Source organism: Maridesulfovibrio sp. (assembly GCF_965230075.1).
Classification (GTDB): Bacteria; Desulfobacterota; Desulfovibrionia; order Desulfovibrionales; family Desulfovibrionaceae; genus Maridesulfovibrio.
On sequence record NZ_OZ245945.1, the window covers coordinates 481,232 to 494,891 of the forward strand.

The following is a 13,660-nucleotide window of genomic DNA, read 5'->3' on the forward strand; positions in this document are numbered from 1 at the left end:
TTACTGGTCGGCGCGCAGGAAGGTCTTTTCCGCGAACTGCCAGTCCTCTTCAAAATCCACCTCGACGCATGCGTGGTCTGACACATCCACGGGCTTGAGGTTGGCTCCTTCTTCAATAATGAATTCGAGACCCTTTTCAAAGTAATCCTGATCCTCGCAGCGGCGCAGGGCTTCCTTGTATGCGGCCAGATCCTTTTGTTTCACAAGGTTGATGCCTACTGCTTCACCCTCGGCATTGACCACCTGCTTGGAGATTTCGGTGATGTAACCCTTGTCGTTGAGTACATACTTGATCTCTTCTTCGCCACAGGACTTGCGGTCGACTGCGATGCGGCTTTCGCCCTTTGCTTCGTTGAGGAATTTTTCCAGAACCGGCTTGTCGAAAACAACATCGCCGTTGGTCCAAAGGATGTCTTCATCAAGATCATCTACAGCCTTGAGCAGACTTTTGGAGGTATTGGTGATGTAGTAGTCCGGGTTATACTTGTAGTAAACTTCCGGAAACTGCTCCATGATCAGGGTCATCTTGAAGCCCACGACCACTATGATTTCTTTTACGCCCAATTCACGCATAAGCCGGATCTGACGTCCGAGAATTGTCTCCCCGTAAGGAAGCACAGAAAGTGATTTTGGGAAAGGTCTGCTCAGCCTGCTTCCGATTCCTGCTGCAAGAATAACTGCTTTCATGATCTGCCCCCTTTGCGGGTTAAAGATAGTTGGCGATTATGTGTTCACCCAGCCTCTGCGCGGCCTTCCCATCGCAGTGGGTGAAGGATAGTTCTCTCAGTTTTTTCCGAGTTTCCGCAAAGTCGTCTATATTATTTATCACGATCTCTTCAAAAGCGGTATAGAGATCATCTTTATTTTTGACTTTCCGGCCCGGAGTCATTTCGTCATAGTCGTAAAGGAGTTCCCTGTTCTTGGTCACGTAATCCTCAAAATCGTAGGGATAGAAGATCATGGGGCGGTCCAGAAGCAGGAAGTCGAAATATATGGATGAATAGTCGGTCAGCAGTGCATCGCAAAGGGAGAGCAGCGGGTATGCATCGCTCTTGGGATTCATGAGCACGATATTCGGAGGCATCTGCACTTGTCCGATACTCAGGTACGGATGGAATTTGCAGACAAAAAGGATGTGGTTCTGCTGGCAGAATTGGGAAAGTTTACCGAGGTCGATAGCACCGTCCTCAAACGGTCCGCCACCCAGGTCGCGGAAAGTGGGCATGAAGAAGACCACCTTGCCGCCCTGTTTACGGAATTTAACCATCTCGGCGTATAGCTCGCGGTCGGCATTGATCATGTCGAATTTGCCGGGACGGCGCAGAAGCACGTCATTGCGCGGGTATCCGAATTCTAGAAAATCCCCGGCCTTGAAAGCTCGGCCGAAAGCAGTCTTGGTGAAATATGGCGAAGTGGAGAGCACTGCATCATATCCGGAATAAGCGAAGGAAAGGTGCTCGGCTTTTTCCGGGTTCATGTTCACTGAGGAATGGATTTCCGGGAAGCCGATCGCCTTGAGCGGAATACCATGCCAGAGTTGGATGGAGGTTGCTTCACTGAGCAGGGCCCAGAGTTGATCCTGAGTTTTCCAGCTGAAATCGTCACTGATCACCAGTGATGCCTTGGTCATCAGGGCGAGGGTCTCAGTGTCATTGATCCACAGTGCGGGCAACCCCTGCCGTTTCAGCAGGTCAGCTTCTTTTTTGTCGAAAGATAGGAAGAAGCATTGCAGTTCCGGTCTATGCTGCACGCAGTGGATAAAGAAATATTTTACGTTATCAATAAAGTATCCGCCTGCGCGCCCGAAGAACAGGGCCAGATTTTTCTGTTTGGGGACTGATGCTGATAATTCCCGCAGCTTTTGCAGTTCGTCTTGGTGCATGGTTTCGCGCTGTCCGTTTTGAGTCGGTTTGAGTTCAAGAGGAAAAAATGTGTGTTTTCTGACACCTGTGAACAGTTTATTCAATTTGGGTGCCAAAAACAATGCAAAGCTTGGACATATCTGGAAATCCGTTCGCGCAAAGCAGAAAAGTTCGTCCTGTTTCAGGGGAGTGACTATTATTATATTTTAGTATCATGCTGATTTTTAATGATATGTTTTTAGAGAATCATCTTGAATCAGTAGCAGGTCAGCAGTATTCTCTCCCGCATGAGAACTACTGCTGACAGAATCAGGCACACCCTGTTATTCGAAATTATCGGACTTTGCACCTGTACCCCGCTGGCTTCGTGGATACTGGATAAAGATATGAGCCGGATCGGGGTCATGAGTGTTGCTATCTCCATGACCGCCATGGTCTGCAACTATCTGTACAACTTGGTCTTTGACAAAGTGCTGGTGGCCCTGAACAGGCCGGTCAATGTGCGGCCCACATGGATGCGTGCATTGCATGCTGTTTTATTTGAGCTTTCCCTTCTGACCATCACCGTGCCTTTCGTAGCATGGTGGCTGGATTTGACCCTCTGGCATGCGCTTATCGCGGATATCGGTTTTGCGCTTTTCTTCCTCGTCTACGCCTTTGTCTACAACTGGGTGTATGACATTGTATTTCCCATGCCGGTGGCGGATAATGTGTAGCAATTTAGATTAACTAAAGTAAAAGGGTGGACCGAATCTTCGGTCCACCCTTTTTTATTTTTTTCGACGAAACATATTTTTGACCCTGCCGAATTTCTTTCCAGCTTTTTCTTTCATTGTCTCAGGTTCCGGCTCAGGTTCCGGTTCTTCCTGTTTGTCGTTCTTGAATGTGGCGAAGCGGGCCACTTTGCCGACTTGTTGCGCGGAATACTTGGCTGCTTTGCTGGTAGCCTGAAATGCCTTGTCCGTAGAATCTACTACTTTTTTGGCGGCGCTGGCGGCTTTTTCCCCGGCAGCTCCGGTGATGGTTTTGAGGTAGGCGGTAGTGATGGTCTTTGTGGAGCCCATGGCGATGGAAAGAAGCATGCCTGCGGCCTCGCGCAGGACGGCACGACGGTAGCCCGGAGAATTGCGCTCGGCGTGGAAATTGAAGTGCCCACGGGTGATGATGCCAACACGCAGGGCAAGGAAGGCATTGGTGGAACCGTCCAGAATGGAGGCTGTGACGATTGAGGTCAACCCGCTGGCTCCGGGGATCATACCCAGTGCTGATCCGGCCAGAACCGGGGACATAATCGCTTCGATCTGGGCTTGGATATCCAGCTCCTCTACTGCGCTGGCGAAGAATGCAGTACCCGCAACATTGGCGTAGACCGCTATCATATCGCGCATAGAGGGCCGCTGGTTGTAGATTTTGGATACATCCCAGACTAGCTTGGTCAGGGTGCCGAGAACGATGAAAGAGTCCAGTTGCCCGTTCTGGGAAATTGCTGTGGAAAGGAAAATCCTTGAGGCCACGGTTTTCATCTTTTGGGTGGAAATGCGGTCCAAATGCTCAAGGGCTATATCGAGTTCTTCGTTAGTGGACAGAGGCAGCGCGGCTTCGCGGATATATTTGTTGGACTTCAATCTTTTGCGTAGCTTGCGGATGAATTCCCGCTGCTCTGAAGGGGTGGGACTATCGGGCATGACCAGTGGCCCGGGGCGGAACATGTGGATAACCAGCGGACTGAAACAGACGGTCAGGAATAGAGCGCTCAATCCGAAGAGCACATAATCGTGTGACGCCGGAAAGTAGACAGCGCAGAGCTGGGCCAGTCCCGCAATCTGGTTGAGCATGAACAGGATGAATCCGCCAAGCAGGAAAAGCAGCAGGGCGGTTATAAGTCGCGGCAGAGCCTTGGGCATATATTTGATCCTCGCTGTTTTTTTATTGTTTTTCTTACTCTCATCTATCCGTCATTACATAATCAGGTCAAATTTATTACAACATGTGAGTGGTTACTCTGTAGATTTCGCTTTTAAATTTCAAGCTCCTGAAATATCGTTCCCCACCGTATTCCTCGTGGTTATTGAATGATTCAAGGATAAAAGTATGATTAAGCTTAAATCATCCACAAGTCTTGGCATAGCGCAGGTTCTCTCCGGTGCGGCGCTAATTTCCCTTGTGGGTATTTTCATAAAGATAATGGTCGTGGATTACGCCCAGCCTATTCTGGTGGTTACTTTCTGGCGGAATTTGTTTGTGTGTACCATTCTTATGGCCGGGTTGCGTATTTTCAAACCCCATAAGCTTAAATTCGAGCGTGAAAATATTGGACTGCTGGCCGTATATGGCGCAGTCCTAACCGGATTGAACGGAATCTGGGGCGGGTCTGTTTATTTTAACGGAGCCGGGGTTTCCACGGTGCTTGTTTATGTCTCCGTGCCGATTACCGTGCTGGCGCAGTGGGCCTTAGGGGGTGAAAAACCGAATCTGCGGATTCTTCCTTCAATCCTGTTCTGTCTTTTGGGATGTGCTTTGGTGTGTGGAATTCAGGGAGTCTCTGATTTTTCATTGACCCCAATCGGCATGTTTCTGGGGTTGCTTTCCGCTGTCTTTTTTTCCGCCTATGCGCTGCTGGGGCGTGAATGCACAAAGCGGGGCCTTAGTTCATTCAGTATTATGATGCATGTTTTCGGCATTGCTGCCGTTTATATGCTGATTCTGAATCTGTTTGTACAAGGGATGATTCCCGGAACTGCTCCGAATCCTGCAGCCATCCTAATGCCCGGTGTAGACTGGAAGGGCTGGGCCTGTATCCTAACCCTTGCCATCGGCCCGTCCATGACCGGCTGGACTTTGATCACCGCCAGTTTGAATCATCTTTCGCCATCAGTGGTTAACATATTACTAACCGTTGAACCCATGATGACCGCTCTGGTAGCTATCCCGGTGCTAGGCGAATACATGACGCTGGAGCAATGGGGAGGATGTTTTCTGGTTATTATCGGAGTGATTGTGCTGAAAAAAAGATAAAAAAAGGGGGAGCATAACTGCTCCCCCTTTTCTTTTGAATATAGCTTAAACATTAAACAGGAAGTGAATAACATCACCGTCTTTAACGATGTATTCCTTTCCTTCTGCGCGGAGCACACCTGCTGCGCGGCAGGCTGCTTCACTTCCGTTGGTTACGTAATCGTCGTAACCGATAACTTCTGCGCGGATGAAACCGCGTTCGAAGTCGGTGTGGATGGCTGCGGCTGCGCGGGGAGCTTTGTCGCCGTCATGGATGGTCCATGCGCGTACTTCTTTAACCCCGGCAGTGAAGTAGCTGATCATGCCCAGAGTGTGGAAACCGGTGCGGATGATCTTGGCCAGACCGGATTCAGTTACACCGTAGGACTCGAGAAATTCGTTGTATTCTTCTTCATCAAGTCCGACCAGCTCTTCTTCCATTTTAGCGGAAATTTTTACGAATTCAGCGCCGCGTTCTTCAGCTAGTGCTCTTACCTTTTTGACGTAATCGTTGTCTTCGGTGAGGCCGTCTTCATCAACGTTGGCACAGTAGATTACGTTTTTAGCGGTGATCAGGCGCAGGTCGCGGAGCATTTCAACCATGTTGTCGGTGTCCAGCTCGTCGTAGGTACCCACGGGGTTACCTTCGTTGAGGTGTTCGAGCAGCTTTTCAGCTTCGGCAATTTTGGGACCAAGAGTCTTGTCGCCCTTGATCTTTTTCTTCATGCCCTCGATGCGGGTATCCAGAGCCTGTACATCGGCGAGGATCAGTTCGGTTTCGATGACTTCGATATCGCGCAGGGGATCAACGGAGTTGGCAACGTGGATAACGTCGTCGTTGTCAAAGCAGCGTACAACGTGAAGGATAGCCTGAGTTTCGCGGATGTTTCCGAGGAATTTGTTGCCGAGACCCTCACCCTTGCTTGCGCCTTCTACCAGCCCCGCGATGTCGATGAAGTCGACGGTGGACTGCTGTACGCGCTGGGGATTAACCAGTTCGGCCAGCTTGTCGATGCGTTCGTCCGGGACGGGCACAACTGCCTTGTTGGGTTCAATGGTGCAGAATGCGTAGTTTGCGCTTTCTGCGTTCTGGGCCTTGGTCAAGGCGTTGAAAAGTGTGGATTTACCAACGTTGGGCAGTCCCACGATACCGATACTGAGAGCCATAATAAATTCTCCTCAAAAAATATAAATTCCTTTCCACGCCGCAAATATCCCGCACATGCAACGCTGGTTGCATGAAAAAAATAATTTATCCGGGGTGTTGTGCCGTGAAAGGTGAAAAGTCGTTTTCTTTATCTATAAAGATAATATCACGTGTTGCGGCCCCTCAATACCCGTCTTTGCGGGGATGGGCAAGTGTTGAGTTTGGGGTCATGCGGGCAAGCTCTTCCCGGAGGGTTGCGATGATTTCATCATGGTATATGTAGGAAGCTGCAATAATTATTGTAAACGGATATTTCGCAACTCGCAGGGCCTCTTGCAAAGAATAAACGGTTTTAGCGTCAACCGTAGTTCCTTGGGAATCTTTGTTGCTGTCAATAAAACCGAGGCAGCGAGCCATGTCCGGCAGTTCGTTGTTTGTTTTTAGTTGTTGGTAATACCCAGAACTACCCCAAATCATGAACGGTTCAGAGTTGTTGGATTTTGCCTTTTCACGGCATTGCCATGCTTGAAGAAGGTTAACTGTTTTTTGCGGGGTAATTTCTACAGCAATATAATGTAATACCTTAGGCGAGATAATTTCGAGTCCGTTTTGGCGGGCGAGGCAGTACAGATCAAATGATGTTGCCATTCTTGAGTACATAGTGTCGTTACCTATGGCAATATAGGCCCGTTCCTGATTTGAAATGATTTCTTGCAGCGGAACATGATTGTTTTTTTCTTCTGTATTCGTTCCTGTATATCCTGCAAAAGAAGTCTTTATTATATCCGCGCTGAAAGTAAAATCGTCAATTGATGTGTCCTGCCCGCAATTTAAATAAAACGGGATGTTCATTCTTTGCGGGTTGGTTTCGTGGAAATCAGAACTGTCGATGATCTGTATGGTTTTATCCTGCATTAAAAAGCAGGTAAGGTTATGTGCGTTTTCTCTGTTCAAAGGCTGGTGTGCTTTGTACCAGTTGAAGAGGTCTGCGTATGAACGCGGCTGCGAGGAGCAGTTAGAGTATGCTTCAGCGCACGTGATATAGCTTGCCTTTCTGGGGCCGGGCTTTGTTTTTAGTATCTCTTGCAGTAAATCTTTGTCGTTTGAGTCCCGTAAGGAACGGTCAATTCTTCGAGGAACTTTAAGCCAGCTTTCACAATTATCTCCGTTGCAGATTGTTTCGATGTGATCAATAACATTAGCCGCTGTTCTGCCCACAGAACAAAACTGTTCATTGCGTTGTTTTAAAATTTCATCCGCATAGGCTCCTGAGTCCAGATCAAGAGAATTTAAAATTTGATTGAATTGTTCCAGGCTGTACGCAACCCATCCTGTACCCTTGCTAGTGGATTCTTTTTTGAAACCATGCATCTGGCACTGGATATGGGGTCGTAATGTGGCATAGCTGAATGTGTCGGCAGTCGTTGAAGTATCCGTAACCACAAGGGCTGCCCGGGCATATTGCTCAGGGTTGTTATTAGAGAGGTCGAGGCTGACATTCTTTGATTTTAACTTTTCAAAAAGAACTTTACCTTCATGGCGGGCTTGAGAGTTGGGCAGGGGGCGGAAAACGATCTGCTTATCAGGAAATTTTTGGGCGAGAGTTTCCAGAATGGAGATGGTGTCCTGAGAATCTTTTTCCGTCTGTACGTAGTTATATGTAGGGGCATAGAGGATACTGTCCTGTTCAACTTGGGAATTGCTGATGGACTCCTCAAGTACATCCAGAGAAGGGTATCCGGCAGGAATAATGGTCGAATGACTTTCTGGGAGATGGTATTCTTCCGGAACTATACCAAGGATATGTTCGAAATCTTTACCGGCGAACCTGCTCAGGTTCTGGTGGCCAAGGATCATGTAATCACAGCCGGCAAGAATCACCATATATGGATAGTAGTCCTCAACATTTGCATTCTTCGGATCAATATCGGTGTGAAAATGAGGAATACCGACCACTTTACTGTCTTGCGGTTTCTTCACGCAGCTATCCACAGTAAAAAGCACGTCTATATCTTTCCGGGAGCGTAGATCTGCATTTCTGATTGTTTCTACTTTCCCATATTTAAGTAATTGTTCTTCATTCTCGTGGACCAAATTCAAGAACGTTACTTTGTGCCCTCTCGCATGAGTTTCTTTTGCAAAAGGAAGGAGTCGTTTGAGGCTGAGATTACTGGACAGCAGAATGCCTATTGATTTGGCTGAGGGGGCAGTGCGCATTTGTTATTGGACCTCTGTCTGATGCTTCTTGTGTGGGGCAGATTCGTGCGTTTTTTAGGGGTTTGTTCTAAAATAATCGTAGTTTTGCAGTATTGGGTGGGTGAAGTGCTTTTAACCGGGACTGTCTGTAATATATTAATTGTCGTCTGAATCGGCCATGGGAACCTTGAATCCCATCTGTGCAAGGGATAAGCCCATTTCCACTCTTTTGGCATCTCGGATATACCACTTAAGTTGTTCTTCTCTGTTGCCAATTCCTTTTTCACCCATTGAAATGACCGACATCTCACGGTGTTTGGTGTAGGCTAGGTTGTATTCACTTAAAGGATCGTCGAAGTGTTCAACCTCGAGCAAAGGGTATAGGTATCCGTTGAGGTACCCGCTACGGGCTATTGCCTGTTGGTATTCGGTCCAGCCGGATGTTTTTTTTGCATGATCTACAGCAAGGTAGCCGTGTTGCTGTTGCACTGTTTTGCGGAGAAGATAGCAACATCCCCCGATGAAAGCGTCCGGGACCAGAGAAACTCCATCTACGGAAATTACCCTGCGCTTGAGTGCCTCCTGATCAACGTAAGCCATATTGAAGTGAAATCCACCTACCACACCAAGTTTGTCAGATTTTTCATGAGCTTCCAGCAGGCGAGCAAGCCAGCCTTCCGGAACAAGTGTGTCGTTATCAATTTTACCTACAAATTGGGCTTTCGATGTTTTCCAGAAGACATTGGTGGGCAGTGAAAGGCCTATGTTTTCGGAATTAAAGATTATTTCTTTGATTGTCCCTTTATGCTTTTTTTGCATTGCCTTGAGGTATTCCACTGTGCCGTCTGTTGAACCGTTGTCAATAATTGTCAACGAAAATTCCGCGCCTGCATTTTTGATCAGAGCGGGAAGTGTTATTCTCGTGTAAGCAATTCGGTTGAATGTCAGGTAAAGTATGTCGATCATCTGGAAACCTCTGAGCCCTTATTATTTGTAGAATGTGCGATGCCTGAGGTCATAATCCCGTTGTTCTTCAGGCGTGCTTCGACGCTTCTCAAGGGTCACGGTCATGCTGTCTATGGCTCTGGGAGTATGCAAAAGTTTTTCGAGACTTTGCTGCTGCTGATGCATTTGTTTTCCCAGATCGCTTGGGACGTAGGAAAGATCTTTCACAAAAAAGCGATAGTCCCGCCAGCCAACGTACCAGCACCAGTCTGTATAATATCTCAGGCTCATTTCATTGAATGCCCGGACATGAGTAGGATCCTGCCATGCTCCGTATGATAAATCATAGGGGACCTGCACCGTCAGCCTTCCGCTTTCGCACAGCAAATCAAGGAAGTTGGTCATTGTAAGGATCAAGTCGGGGACGTGTTCCAAGACATCATTGGCTATAATTTCCTCAAAATAACCTTTGGGTAACGATATGTTGCCGAATCTCTTTGTATTGAAAGTTTTTTCATGGTCTATGTTAGCTGACAAATCTATCAATATGTCGGGGTCCCAAGCAGGGTTGATATCCAAGTTCAGGTATCCTTCCATGAAATCCTTCCCTGAACCGGCATTGATGCGCTTGGGGATGCTTACTTTTTTTGCCGGACACGGAACTGCTTTTCGGGTGACATCGGCAAGAATATCCGGATAGTTCATTTGTGAGAAGATTGAAAAGCCTCGCTTCCCCTGTGCCGAACATTCCTCCTGATTTTCTAAAAGATCCTCAATGGTCTCAACGAGTGAATCGTAAGGAGCAAAACAGCATGAGTCCTCGTATCTTGAGGGAACAGTGGTGTCTTCATTGCGCTCACAAACAATTGTTTTTTTGTTGGCAAAGAGAAAGCTGTTGCGAACTTCTTCAAATATCCCCGGGGTGTAGTAGTGCATATTCAGGACTATCTTGGATCGGGCGATATAGAAATTACGTTCATGCCCAAAGACTCTTTCGATTGCTCTGGCATTTATTCCGCGTTGTCGGAGTTGCTTGATGATTTCCTGACGTCTGGGGCTCATTGCACCGTAGAAGAGAACATCAATATCCTTAGGGTAATTTTCATCAATGCATTGCATCTGGGGAACATAGCCCAGCGGAACATGATGTACATTGGGTGCGTTGAAATTTCTTCTTAGTGTCTCTACGTTGCGTTTGCTGTATTCCCATACCGTGAACTTGCAAAGAGATTCAATGTAATGGGGGCGAAGTGCTTTGCTTCCTTTAACTATCTGTTCAAAGTTGTATATAATAGAGTTGTCAGGTATCTCATGCAGCGGAAAGTCTGGCTTGTCATGAAGGCCAAAGATAATATTTACGCCTTCTTTTGAAAGCTTGTTCTGCAATATATCAACTGAATACCCAAGAGCAGAAATAGCATCGCGTAACGGGTAAATAACATCTTCGATGGAACGCCAGTAGATTGAATCAGGGTTAGACAGTACAACAACGCTAAAATCCATATTGGGCCTTCGCTAAGGAGCTGTTTGTTTTTAGGTGTGTTATAGTAAAATTCCGACGCGCTAATTGAAAAAAAAATTTATTGGAGTTTAGCAGACATATAGTCTGTCGTCGAGATTGGATAAGGTCCGAGATTACAAAGATATCTTGGAGAGACAAGAGTGCACACCCGCTTGGGAGCCATTGTTGCCCTCTATTTCTCAATAACTATGCCCACAGGATCTCCATTCCAGTGCTGACAGTGGTCACATGGAAGAATCCCCTCTAGATTTCCGGATTGATGGGCTGCTCGAATCGTCTCGTAGGCAGGTGATACCCATATTTCCTGAATAGATTGATTTACGACAGAACCTATGTGTTGTCCGGTGACAATCCGTGTCCAGTCGTGATTGCATAAGGCGACATCCCCATTCCAATATATGACCATATCTTCGTTTACTTTGTGGCAGGGCTTGCGGTCACTGCTCTGTGTGGACCGTGGCAGGCTTCCTGGATGACCATCTGCGGAATGCATCGGGTAAATACGGACCCTGTCAACTTTGCTGTTCCAAAAATCTATAAAATCATTAATCTCATGTGCATTTTCAGGGGTTTTAACAGCTGAAACCTGTACGGTAGGGATAGTGTTGTCGCTTTCTTTTCTTAGTTCCAGAAATCGTAATACGTTACCCAGACTTACATCATAATCGCATCCCCGAAAGCGTCGGTATAGATCAGGATTCAGGGTGTCCATGGAAAAAGAGAGTGTGTCCATCCCTATTTCCAAAATGCGTTTGGCTTTCTTCTCAGTCAGCAGGCTGGCATTAGTAGCCATCTGTATTTGATCCAGTCCGAATTCATGTAATGATTCAAGCAAAATGTCCCATTGAGGATGGGTAAGGGTTTCGCCACGAAAAAAAGGCACTATTGCAACAGGGGCGTGCTCGCCAATTTCTTCCATCAGTTTACGAGCTAGCTTAACATCCATGAATCCTGTTTCTTTCTCCATCAAACGCCGGGGACAAAAAACGCAATGCAGGTTGCAGAAGTTGGTAAATTCAAGCGTAATACGCTTTGGAAAATTCATAAGTAGCTCCATGATTAAAGATAAGTGCGAAGCCACCATTCAATACTGAGAAGTGACCAAATAAATAAGCGGCGGTTCTCTTTGCCTGATAAATGCTCATTGATTAATTGTGTCCCTGTCTTATAGTCTAAAATATCCCAGACGCGAGAATTCTTACACAGTAACAATCTTTGAACATATTCTAAGCTGTCGCCACGAAACCATGATGCATCTGGACCGGAAAAACCCTGCTTTGCGGCAATTGAAATTTTGTCAGGTATATGGCGGTCCATGGCCTTTCGAAGTAAGTATTTTCCGTCACTATACTTCCGGTAATACACTTTGGCCTTGTCGGGCTGATTTTCGTTGATATGTACATTTTCTGCTAAATTTTTTAGCTTTAATGCCACCGGAAGTGTTTGTGCAAAATCCACCAGTTCGTTGTCAAGAAATGGCAGGCGTGTCTCTAGCCCGTGCGCCATTGAAAGTTTATCTTCAATTAACAGCAGGCCATGCAGGAAGGTCTTGGCCTCAAAATACAGAGAACGGTTTATGCATTCTGCAGGAGTTTGAGGGCTTGTTGTGTTGTCTCCAAAAACATCGCGAAAAATATCACGGGTCCATACGTGGCGTGTCTGTGCTTCAACGGGAGACAAGAGCGGCCGGAGTTTTCTGTTGGGAATTAGCCGCTGCCAGAAGGAGTAGTATAAATCTATGTATTCTTCGAAGTTTTTACTTTGTAACGCACGGTAATATCTCCATGGATATCCTGCAAAAAGCTCGTCTCCTCCAGTTCCTGCCAATACAACTTTTACAAAATGGGAAGCCAGTTTTGCTGCAAAATAATTAGGGTAACTTTGTCCTATGCGCGGTTCCTCGATATGCCAGGCCAACGTAGGCATCACCCGCTCTAGGTCTCCGGATTTAAGAACCACCTCATAATGCTCTGTCTTGAAAAAATAAGACATAAACTCTGCACGTTCTCTTTCATCAAACCCCAGTTCAATACCTGAGGCCGAATTTAAATCAAACCCGCAGGTAAACGATTTCATGCAGGGGAGCTCTTTGGCGGCCACAGCTGTGATTGAGCCGGAATCAATGCCGCCTGACAGGTAGGCCCCCAATTCAACATCACTGACCAACTGTCGTTTTACTGCTTTACGAAACAGATGATCCAGTTCTTCTTCGGCATCATTTTCATTGCATTCACCATCAATGAAATTGAAGTCCCAATATTTTGTCAGCTTTAAATCTCTGCCGGAAAGGGGACAAAAACCTATGTTTCCTGCAGGAAAAACTTTAACTCCATCGAAAAATGTACGGTCGGTGAGGATGTTCTGGAAGGTAAGGTATTCTGTAAGTGCCTGTAAATCCAATTGGGTATTGAATTCAGGGTGTTTTGTTAAAGCCTTTGCCTCGGATGCAAAAAGGAATGTATTGTTGACTATCCTATAGTAAAGCGGTTTTATTCCGTAACGGTCTCTTGCTAAAAAAAACGTCTGGCGGATGTTGTCCAGAATACAAAATGCAAACATGCCATTGAATCTGGATACACAATCTTTTCCCCACTCGCGGTAGGCGTTTAAAACAACTTCTGTGTCTGTCCCTGAGCGAAATTTGTATCCTAAGGAACTGAGCTCATGACGGATTTGCTTAAAATTGTATACTTCTCCGTTGTAAATAATGGAGTATAGTCCGTCATCTGTTTGCATTGGCTGGCGTCCAGCATCTGACAAATCGAGGACAGCAAGGCGTACATGCCCCAACGCCACGGAACCTTTTGCCAGCGTATCAAGCCCATCCGGACCTCGGTGGCGAAGGGTCTCAACCATTTCCCTGACTACGAGTTCATCGGCAGGGGCTCCTGAAAAATTACAATAACCAGCTATGCCGCACATAATTCTGGATCACGCTTATTTTTTTTTGCACACTTAACAAATAAAACGGAAAGAGTAGTAGGGGTGAAAACA

11 protein-coding genes are annotated in these 13,660 nt (G+C 46.6%); 2 read left to right on the forward strand and 9 right to left on the reverse strand.

The annotated features are described in order from the left end of the window. Positions 1-687, reverse strand: coding sequence for an NTP transferase domain-containing protein (locus ACO05Z_RS02130; protein WP_421900041.1), 687 nt, complete (start codon positions 685-687; stop codon positions 1-3). Positions 688-706: 19 nt separating this feature from the next. Further along, positions 707-1,882, reverse strand: coding sequence for a CDP-glycerol glycerophosphotransferase family protein (locus ACO05Z_RS02135; RefSeq protein WP_421900043.1), 1,176 nt, complete (start codon positions 1,880-1,882; stop codon positions 707-709). A 267-nt stretch (positions 1,883-2,149) separates the two neighbouring features. Here ACO05Z_RS02135 and ACO05Z_RS02140 point away from each other — a divergent pair, with 267 nt between their 5' ends. Beyond that, the gene (locus ACO05Z_RS02140) at positions 2,150-2,578 is read left to right on the forward strand and encodes a PACE efflux transporter (RefSeq protein ID WP_421900045.1); all 429 of its coding nucleotides are present in this window, start codon (positions 2,150-2,152) and stop codon (positions 2,576-2,578) included. Positions 2,579-2,632: 54 nt separating this feature from the next. On the opposite strand, the gene ACO05Z_RS02145 is transcribed toward ACO05Z_RS02140, so the two are convergent. Further along, a complete protein-coding gene (locus ACO05Z_RS02145) occupies positions 2,633-3,766 on the reverse strand; it encodes a hypothetical protein (RefSeq protein ID WP_421900047.1) in 1,134 nt (377 codons plus the stop codon). Positions 3,767-3,953: 187 nt separating this feature from the next. Between ACO05Z_RS02145 and ACO05Z_RS02150 the strand changes: the two genes are divergently transcribed. Continuing rightward, positions 3,954-4,877 carry a DMT family transporter gene (locus ACO05Z_RS02150; RefSeq protein WP_421900049.1) on the forward strand — a complete coding sequence of 308 codons (924 nt, stop codon included), beginning with the start codon at positions 3,954-3,956 and terminating at the stop codon, positions 4,875-4,877. Between the two features lie 45 nt (positions 4,878-4,922). Here the strand turns inward: ACO05Z_RS02150 and ychF are convergent, their stop codons facing one another. The 6 genes from ychF to asnB all read right to left on the reverse strand — a co-directional run bounded on the left by ychF (position 4,923) and on the right by asnB (position 13,588). Further along, positions 4,923-6,023: a redox-regulated ATPase YchF gene (gene ychF, locus ACO05Z_RS02155; RefSeq protein ID WP_421900051.1), complete on the reverse strand. Its 1,101-nt coding sequence runs from the start codon at positions 6,021-6,023 to the stop codon at positions 4,923-4,925. A 163-nt stretch (positions 6,024-6,186) separates the two neighbouring features. Then, on the reverse strand, positions 6,187-7,983 hold the full coding sequence (locus tag ACO05Z_RS02160) for a hypothetical protein (RefSeq protein WP_421900053.1): 1,797 nt from the start codon (positions 7,981-7,983) through the stop codon (positions 6,187-6,189). A gap of 372 nt (positions 7,984-8,355) precedes the next feature. Then, a complete protein-coding gene (locus tag ACO05Z_RS02165; RefSeq protein WP_421900055.1) occupies positions 8,356-9,165 on the reverse strand; it encodes a glycosyltransferase in 810 nt (269 codons plus the stop codon). A gap of 21 nt (positions 9,166-9,186) precedes the next feature. Then, on the reverse strand, positions 9,187-10,647 hold the full coding sequence (locus ACO05Z_RS02170) for a hypothetical protein (RefSeq protein ID WP_421900057.1): 1,461 nt from the start codon (positions 10,645-10,647) through the stop codon (positions 9,187-9,189). A 191-nt stretch (positions 10,648-10,838) separates the two neighbouring features. Beyond that, positions 10,839-11,711 (reverse strand): radical SAM/SPASM domain-containing protein, encoded by an 873-nt coding sequence (locus ACO05Z_RS02175; RefSeq protein WP_421900059.1) that lies wholly within the window; start codon positions 11,709-11,711, stop codon positions 10,839-10,841. A 14-nt stretch (positions 11,712-11,725) separates the two neighbouring features. Next, the gene (gene asnB, locus ACO05Z_RS02180; RefSeq protein WP_421900061.1) at positions 11,726-13,588 is read right to left on the reverse strand and encodes an asparagine synthase (glutamine-hydrolyzing); all 1,863 of its coding nucleotides are present in this window, start codon (positions 13,586-13,588) and stop codon (positions 11,726-11,728) included. Between the last annotated feature and the right edge of the window lie 72 nt (positions 13,589-13,660).

Bases quoted from the DNA above. Each gene is read 5' to 3' on its own strand.
- ACO05Z_RS02150 (WP_421900049.1), top strand. From the start codon at position 3,954: ATGATTAAGCTTAAATCATCCACAAGTCTTGGCATAGCGCAGGTTCTC.
- ACO05Z_RS02140 (WP_421900045.1), top strand. From the start codon at position 2,150: ATGAGAACTACTGCTGACAGAATCAGGCACACCCTGTTATTCGAAATT.
- ACO05Z_RS02175 (WP_421900059.1), bottom strand. From the start codon at position 11,711: ATGAATTTTCCAAAGCGTATTACGCTTGAATTTACCAACTTCTGCAAC.
- asnB (WP_421900061.1), bottom strand. From the start codon at position 13,588: ATGTGCGGCATAGCTGGTTATTGTAATTTTTCAGGAGCCCCTGCCGAT.
- ACO05Z_RS02170 (WP_421900057.1), bottom strand. From the start codon at position 10,647: ATGGATTTTAGCGTTGTTGTACTGTCTAACCCTGATTCAATCTACTGG.
- ACO05Z_RS02130 (WP_421900041.1), bottom strand. From the start codon at position 687: ATGAAAGCAGTTATTCTTGCAGCAGGAATCGGAAGCAGGCTGAGCAGA.
- ACO05Z_RS02145 (WP_421900047.1), bottom strand. From the start codon at position 3,766: ATGCCCAAGGCTCTGCCGCGACTTATAACCGCCCTGCTGCTTTTCCTG.
- ACO05Z_RS02135 (WP_421900043.1), bottom strand. From the start codon at position 1,882: ATGCACCAAGACGAACTGCAAAAGCTGCGGGAATTATCAGCATCAGTC.
- ychF (WP_421900051.1), bottom strand. From the start codon at position 6,023: ATGGCTCTCAGTATCGGTATCGTGGGACTGCCCAACGTTGGTAAATCC.
- ACO05Z_RS02165 (WP_421900055.1), bottom strand. From the start codon at position 9,165: ATGATCGACATACTTTACCTGACATTCAACCGAATTGCTTACACGAGA.